Origin of the sequence: Arthrobacter sp. 2RAF6, assembly GCF_052115205.1 — a bacterium.
Classification (GTDB): Bacteria; Actinomycetota; Actinomycetes; order Actinomycetales; family Micrococcaceae; genus Arthrobacter.
Genome location: NZ_JBFRGF010000078.1, coordinates 1 through 3,606 on the forward strand (window position 1 = coordinate 1; position 3,606 = coordinate 3,606).

3 protein-coding genes are annotated in these 3,606 nt (G+C 65.4%); all 3 read left to right on the plus strand.

Annotated features, from left to right (window positions below):
* Window positions 1–960: tyrosine-type recombinase/integrase (locus tag AB4Z38_RS25445; RefSeq protein WP_441432294.1), on the plus strand; the 960-nt coding region annotated here is incomplete at its 5' end.
* On the plus strand, window positions 957–1,277 hold the full coding sequence (locus tag AB4Z38_RS25450; protein ID WP_441432295.1) for a helix-turn-helix domain-containing protein: 321 nt from the start codon (window positions 957–959) through the stop codon (window positions 1,275–1,277). The genes AB4Z38_RS25445 and AB4Z38_RS25450, both read left to right, overlap by 4 nt.
* Window positions 1,278–1,573: 296 nt before the next feature.
* Window positions 1,574–2,875, plus strand: coding sequence for a hypothetical protein (locus tag AB4Z38_RS25455; protein ID WP_441432296.1), 1,302 nt, complete (start codon window positions 1,574–1,576; stop codon window positions 2,873–2,875).
* Window positions 2,876–3,606 lie beyond the last annotated feature (731 nt).

Genomic DNA, 3,606 nt, shown 5'->3' on the forward strand with positions numbered 1-3,606 from the left:
GGGCTGGCGGATGGCACGATCAGCTCGGACATCGGTCACCTGGAGCAGGTGCGCACCTGGCTCGGGAAGCCGTTGTGGGACATGGAGCCTACCGACGCGGACATCTACTTCGGCAAGGTGTTGCGCGACGCGGCTAAGGGGACCCGGCTGGCGCGGGCGCAGGCGCTGACGACGTTCTTCGCGTTCCTCGAGCTGCGGCACCAGGTCGAGATCCATGCTCTGACCGGCAGGGTCGTTGAGTGCCCGATCGATGAGATGAACAAGCCCCGCGGCCGCAAGCAGGCTGCGCTGCGGATCCCGCCCACGGACGCCGAGGTCGCCGCCCTGTTCGCTGGATGGCGCGAGGARCTGCTGACCTGTCGCAAGTTCGCCCCGACCGCCCGCAATTTCGTCGCAGCGAAGCTGATGTCCGAGGTCGGCCTGCGTGTCAACGAGGTCCGCTGCCTCGACCTGGCCGACGTGAAGTGGGAACTGGGCCGGTTCGGCAAGCTGCACGTGCGCGTCGGCAAGGGTGCCCGGGGCAGCGGTCCGCGTGAGCGGATGGTGCCGCTAATCAACGGCGCGGACCGGACGCTGCGCTGGTTCATCGAGGACGTCTGGGCACACTTCGATGACAACCACACCCGCCCCGGCGCTCCGCTGTTCCCGTCCGAACGCAAGAACACCGACGGCACCTGCAAACGCATCGGCGACGATGCCCTGCGCACCGGCTTGGCCGAGGCCGCCGCGGYGCACCTGCCGACCTGGGCGGATCGACTGACTCCGCATGTCATGCGGCATTTCTGCGCCAGCCAGCTCTACTTGTCCGGGCTGGACTTGATCTCCATCCAGGAGCTACTCGGACACTCCTGGATCGCGTCGACTTTAAATTATGTTCACGTTCATCGGACCCGAATCGACGACGCGTGGATCGCCGGCCAGCAGCGTGCGGCCAGGCGGCTGGAAGGGATGCTCTCATGAAATGGAATTTGCGTTTGGCTGCCGCCAACCGCGGTATCTGGAAGGCGAGCGAGCTGCAGCGCATGCTCGCCGAGCACGGGTTGGTGATCTCTGCGGGCAAGATGTCCGGGCTCTGGTCCGGCACCCCGGCCAGCATCAAGCTCGAGGACCTCGACGTCATCTGCGCCGTCCTGGGCTGCCCGATCGGCGACGTGCTCCTCCCCGAGCCCGAGAAGGTCCCCAAGCCCGGCGCCGAGCAGGAGCCGAAGGCCGCAGCAGCCGGCGCTCCGGCGGTGACACCGAAGCGCCATGACGGCCGGTCGCTGCCGCCGCTGTGACAGGCCGSAGTGGGATCTCGGGCGTGSTGCGCAGCTGCGGAAGCTGTCTGGCGTGGGGACGTTCCTTCGGCCATGGTCTTTGCGCGGCTTGCTACATGTTCGCCCGGGAGCATGCGGTCAGCGAGTGTGTTGGCTGCGGCCGCCGGGAACCGRTCCGCAAGCAGTACTGCAGGTTGTGTTGGGCCCAGGCCCGCGCCCAGGCGCGSGAAAGCGGCGATGTCCGTTGGGCAGCCATWCCAAGCCGTTATCTCGGGCARGTGCGGCAYCACCAGCTGTTCTTCGCCAACATGGCCTCRATGCGCGGCGCGAAGACGACCCCGCCGCGCATGCAGGGGCAACGCGGCCGGCCGAAGAAGGAACCGCCCGCACCAGCCGGACGCCCGGCGAGCACATGGTTYCAGCCGTTCCTGTTCGACGGGMTCCGCCGCGACTAYACCCGMTTCGACGAGGAAACCGACGCCCACCCGGAGAACCCCTGGCTGGTCTGGGGGAACTACCTCGCCCACCGGATCGGCGAGGCCCGGGGATGGTCGCGCCGAGTCCGGTTCGAGGTCCAGCGCGCACTGGTCATCCTGCTGTCTCCGCACGTTGACGGCGATGTGGTGTTCTACACCGCGATGTTCGATGCCCTCCGGCGGCTGAACCTCAGCTGCGACCGCACCGCCGWCGTCCTGACCGAGATGGGCATCCTCGTCGACGACCGGCGATCRTCCTTTGAGGACTGGCTGGACGGCAAACTTGACGGCATCGCGCCGGGCATTGCCCGCGAGACCGAGACCTGGCTGCGCACCCTGCGAAATGGCGGGCCCCGAAGAGAGCCGCGCAGTATCGGAACGGTCTGGCAGTACGCCAGAATCGTGCGCCCGGTGCTGCTGGACTGGTCGCAACGGCACGACCACCTGCGCGAAATCAGCCGAGACGAGGTGCTCGCCGTCCTGGACGTACTTCACGGCGCGGCCCGCCAGAACACGCTGATCGGTTTGCGRTCGCTGTTCGGCTTCTGCAAGAAGCACGGCATCGTGTTCCGCAACCCGACCAGCCGCATCCGGRTTGGCGACCGGGTCTCGAAGCTCATCCAGCCGCTGGAACCCGGTCAGATCCAGCGCACAGCCACCGGTGCTGCTCGCCCAGCCGACCGCCTGATCCTCGCGCTGGCCGCCATCCATGCAGCCCGCACCGGCGCGATCCGCGCCCTGCAACTCGACGATGTCGATCTCGGCAATCGGCGCCTCACCATTGCCGGACGCACCCGCCCGCTCGACGAGTTCACCCACCGGATCTTCGCGGGGTGGCTGGATTATCGCCGCTCCCGATGGCCCAACACCGCCAACCCTCACATGCTGATCAACCAGATGACTGCCCTGGAGACCGGTCCGGTCAGCGGTCACTGGATCGACGCCGGATTCCGCGGCCAKGACGCCACCCTGGAACGGTTGCGCATGGACCGGCAACTCGAAGAGGCACTCACCCACGGCCCTGACCCGCTCCACCTCGCCGTCGTGTTCGACCTCGACCCCAAGACCGCCATCCGTTACGCGAGCTCAGCCCGGCAGCTGCTGCAAACCTCGGTCGAACGCGACACTWGRRGTGGCTTGTGAAAAAGTGAAATATCCAACGTTAGCGCGATAGTTGACCAGAAACGATCAGCCRTCGGCCTGGCAACCGGGCCAGGTTCGTAGCCAAGATGCGTTGCCCTTCACACCTTTGGCGTATCGCGAAGGGAGGTACCCGTTGCGTCGGTGCGTAGGCGGTAACCGTTACACGGCGAGACCTTGTATTCCCTAGGTCGGAAGGGACCGTAGACGGTGTTCACTTCGTCGATGGACTACTTTCCTGACGCCGCCGTATCTCCCTCTTGGCCGCCAGAAAAAGAGTACCCCAAAGGATTCCAAGGATGATGTACGGGTAGCCCCGCCACCCTGGGAGTTGAAAAATCCCAAACACGACCCAGCCGGCACCGACCACAAGGTACACATACTTWAGCGAGGCAAGATCCTTGATCGTCTGTTCCGGAAACCGTAAGGAGTTCCGTGTCCACTTCATCATCGGCGCGATCCTTAAGGGACGTTCTTCACCTCATGTACGACACATTAGTGCGACCGGACATGCCAGGCCATAGCCCGAAAGGCGGCCGGCTACCGAAGCAGCGCCCCCGTTACTATTAGGATCCCTGCATACTGTGCTCCATATGTGTGCGGGAAAAGCCTGAAGGGTGAGCCACCCCCACTACGGGTTGAGCCGAACCCACGGGTCGATCCCTGGTCCAGAGCGGAACGGACCCTCGGGTTCCCACCGAGGAACCCTCAGTTTCGCTGAACTCACGGGAGCC